The 3,413-nt window shown below is 57.0% G+C and carries 3 protein-coding genes; 2 read left to right on the forward strand and 1 reads right to left on the reverse strand.

Annotated elements, in window-relative coordinates; translation table 11 throughout:
* Together prsT and B3V69_RS10970 are read left to right on the forward strand one after the other, a co-directional pair.
* On the forward strand, positions 1-2,046 hold a 2,046-nt coding region (gene prsT, locus B3V69_RS10965; RefSeq protein WP_296446489.1), incomplete at its 5' end, for an XrtA/PEP-CTERM system TPR-repeat protein PrsT.
* A gap of 171 nt (positions 2,047-2,217) precedes the next feature.
* Entirely contained in the window at positions 2,218-2,985 is a 768-nt protein-coding gene (locus B3V69_RS10970; protein WP_296446491.1) for a PEP-CTERM sorting domain-containing protein, read from the forward strand.
* A gap of 123 nt (positions 2,986-3,108) precedes the next feature.
* Here the strand turns inward: B3V69_RS10970 and B3V69_RS20885 are convergent.
* Positions 3,109-3,413: hypothetical protein (locus tag B3V69_RS20885; RefSeq protein WP_296446492.1), on the reverse strand; the 305-nt coding region annotated here is incomplete at its 5' end.

The following is a 3,413-nucleotide window of genomic DNA, read 5'->3' on the forward strand; positions in this document are numbered from 1 at the left end:
GCGGCGGGCAAATTTGAACAAGCCATCCCTCTGCGCGACCAGCTTAAAAAAATGGCCCCCAACTATTACTGGACGCACTATCTCGACGCAGTCATCCTGGCGCGTGAAGGGCGCGACGAAGCCAGTCATGCGGCGGCGATCAAGGTGCTTGCGGTATCACCGGACCATCTGCCTGCAACCTTGCTGGCATCCGCCGCCGAACTCCAGAGTGGAGACGTGCTGATGGCAGACAGCCGTTTGAAAAAAATTCTCAAACTAAATCCCTATTCGGTTCCTGCCCTACAGATGCAGGCCGCCACGCAACTCCAACTGGGCAAAACCAAAGAAGCACAGGAAACCATCCAGCACGGACTCAGTGTGGCGCCGACCGATGTACGGCTGCTGTCGTTGAAGGCCGATGCAGAAATAAAGAGTGGCGATCCCAAAAAAGCGATAGCCACGTTGGAAAATCTTGTTTCGACGCACCCTAAAAATGCATTAAGCCTTCTCCGTTTGAGTGTATTAAAAGCCGGTCAAGGCAACAAGCAAGACGCGGCAACATTGCTGGACAAAGCCGCCGCCGCAGGGCAGGATGATCCGGCGGTGCGCGATCAAATCATTGCGATCGCCATGCGAACAGGCGATTCGGCAAGGGTCCGACAACTGGCGGACCTTGCCATCAAGTCGCGGCCCCAAGATCCGCAATCACACCTCGTGCAAGCCGCCGCGCTGGGCTACCAGAATGACACGGCCGGTGCCTGGCGCGCCACCCTGGCAGCGCTGGATATCAAACCTGACTTTGACGCGGCCCTGATGGCGCTGGCCGGCATGGCCAAAGAGCCCGCGCAGCGCCAGGAGTTGCGCGCCCGTTATGAAAAAGCCGTGGCAAGCAAGACCAGCACAGGGCAAACTTATCTGGCATTTTCCAAGCTGCTGCGGGCCGATGAAAAGGGGAAAGCCGGCGTTATCCCCCTACTGGAAAAGGGCGTGGCAGCACATCCCACTGAAAGCAAACTCAGGGCAGCGTTGGTTGAAGAACATCTGCGGGCCGGCAACGCCGACACGGCCCTGAGCGTGGCCCAGACGGGCGCGGCCATCAACAACGCGCCCGCTGCGGCGGCTGCCTTGCTCGCCACCACCTACGAGCGTGTTGGCAAGACCGAGCTGGCAACCGAAACCTATCGCAAGCTCGTGTCAAGCTACCCGCAGCGCGCGGACTGGCGACTCAAGCTGGCCGAACTGGAAGTCGGAGCCAACGGAAAAACCCAAGCCACCACCTTGCTGCGAGGATTGATAAACGAGCGGCCTTTCGACAGCAGCGCCTACATCGCCCTGGCCAAGCTGACGGCACGTGACAACCCGCGCGAGGCATTGTCTATTGTTCACGAACTCGGCGAGCGCGAACCCCACAAACTGACCGCCATGCTGCTGGAAGGCGATGTGCTGGCCCAATCTGGCAAGCCGGACGATGCGCTGAAACAATTCAGCAAGGCCGCCAAGGCCGGCGCTGATCCGGCGGCGTCCTTGCGCATTGTGGGCCTGCTGGACGGCACCAACCGCGGTGCCTCTGCAGACGACGAACTGGCAGCCGCGCTGCGCAAGTTCCCAGAGGACGTTTCGGTGCTGGCTTATGCGGCGCAGCGGGCGCTCGCGCAAGGCAAGGCGGAAAAGGCCGTCGAGTTGCAACAGAAGATTGCCATCCGAAACCCGCGCAATCCCGTGGTACTCAACGATCTGGCCTGGGCCCAAATACAGGCCAAACAACCGCAAGCCATCGACAACGCCCGAAAAGCGGCACGGATGATGCCCGACAACCCCAATGTGCTGGACACGCTGGGCATGGCCCAGGCACAGGCCGGTAAACGGGATGAAGCGATTGCCAGCCTGCGAACTGCTGTCAACCTCGCACCCGTGGCGGCGCTGCCACGTCTGCATCTGGCCGAGCAGTTATTGGCGGCGGGCGATCGCAAAGCGGCAGCGTCCGTGGTGGCACCGATCGAGGGCAAGCAGCTAGCTAAGGCGGATCAGGCAGCGCTGGCCCAGTTGAACAAATCGTTACTGAATTAACACGGATCGACAACATATAAACGTCGACTTTTTTGACACCTGCTCACTTGTTAACACCCACTTGTAACAAAAAACATTACAAATCAATGACTTGGAAAATTGGCACGAAGAATGCTTTATTACTGAGCAAGCATGTTTTCATCGTGTTTTTTAATTTTTTAGGGGCTGAAAATGATCAAAAAACTTCTTCCAATGGCCATTGCTGCAGCCTTTGCGGCAGGCTCGGCTCAAGCCGCCAACTTTGTTAACGGCGGCTTTGAAAATGGTGACCTGAGCAGTTGGAGTCAGGGCAGTGGACGTTGGAATAGCAGCGACTATGCTGACCTGACGCCGGCCAACTACAACAGCGCAACGGGTCCTCTGTATGACCCCGCCTATGGGGCCACCACTGTCACGAATTTGGGTGATACGGATCCGTTTTCAGGGCTTTCAACCGTTCGTTACGGCAACCATGCTGTCAAGGTGAACGACACCAACAACAATAACTCTGTGAACCTGATCTCGCAGTCGGTTCTCAACTACGACGCGAGCACGATCAATTTTTCCTGGGCTGCCGTGCTTGAAGCTTCGCATGGGCCCACCAATTCGGACAACTTCACGATCACTCTGCACGACGATACGGCCAACACCGACATCACCACAATTAATTACAACTCAGCCTCAAACAGCGCTCTTTTTGACCCCGGCTTCATCCACTTCAGCCAGTGGATGGACGAAAGCATCAATGTCACCCAAGGCCATGACTACACGCTGACTCTGCTGGCGGCTGACTGCCCCTTCGGTGGTCACTGGGGTTATGTCTACCTTGACGGCTTTGGCTCTGTAGCAGGTGGTGGTGGCGGCGACGGCGGCGGCACGGTTCCGGAGCCAGGTTCTCTGGCGCTGCTCGGCCTCGGCTTGGCTGGTCTGGCCGCCAGCCGTCGTAAAAAATCCGCTTAAAAATCACACCAACGGCGATTGGGCGTCGATAATGGCGCCCAAGTTTTTGGCGAGAAGCCTCTAGTTTTCTAGAGGTTTTTTTTTGCCCCAAGTTGTCGATATTATTTACACCATCCGTTCTAGTTATTGTTTAAGGGATTTCAGTTTGTGGCCAAGAAAAATATACTCACCGCTGGCAAAAAACTGAAAGCTGAACAGGCCGTCATAGTCGGCGATCTGCAACAGGCGCATGCATTGCTTTCCAGCGTCTGCAAGCTCGACCCCACGGATGCCGATGCGTTGGCCAAGTTGGGTGCACTCCGGTTTCGTCTCGGTCGATACGATGAAGCCGAAACATGCGCGCGCCGGGCTCTGTTGCTTGCACCGAACCTGGTTTTTGCCCAGCAGACCCTGACCACGGTTCTTCAGCATCAGGGAAAGCAGGATGA

It is taken from the genome of Rhodoferax sp. UBA5149 (assembly GCF_002413825.1).
GTDB lineage: Bacteria > Pseudomonadota > Gammaproteobacteria > Burkholderiales > Burkholderiaceae_C > Rhodoferax.

Coding starts and splice junctions, on each gene's coding strand:
- B3V69_RS10970 (WP_296446491.1), top strand. CDS start 2,218: ATGATCAAAAAACTTCTTCCAATGGCCATTGCTGCAGCCTTTGCGGCA.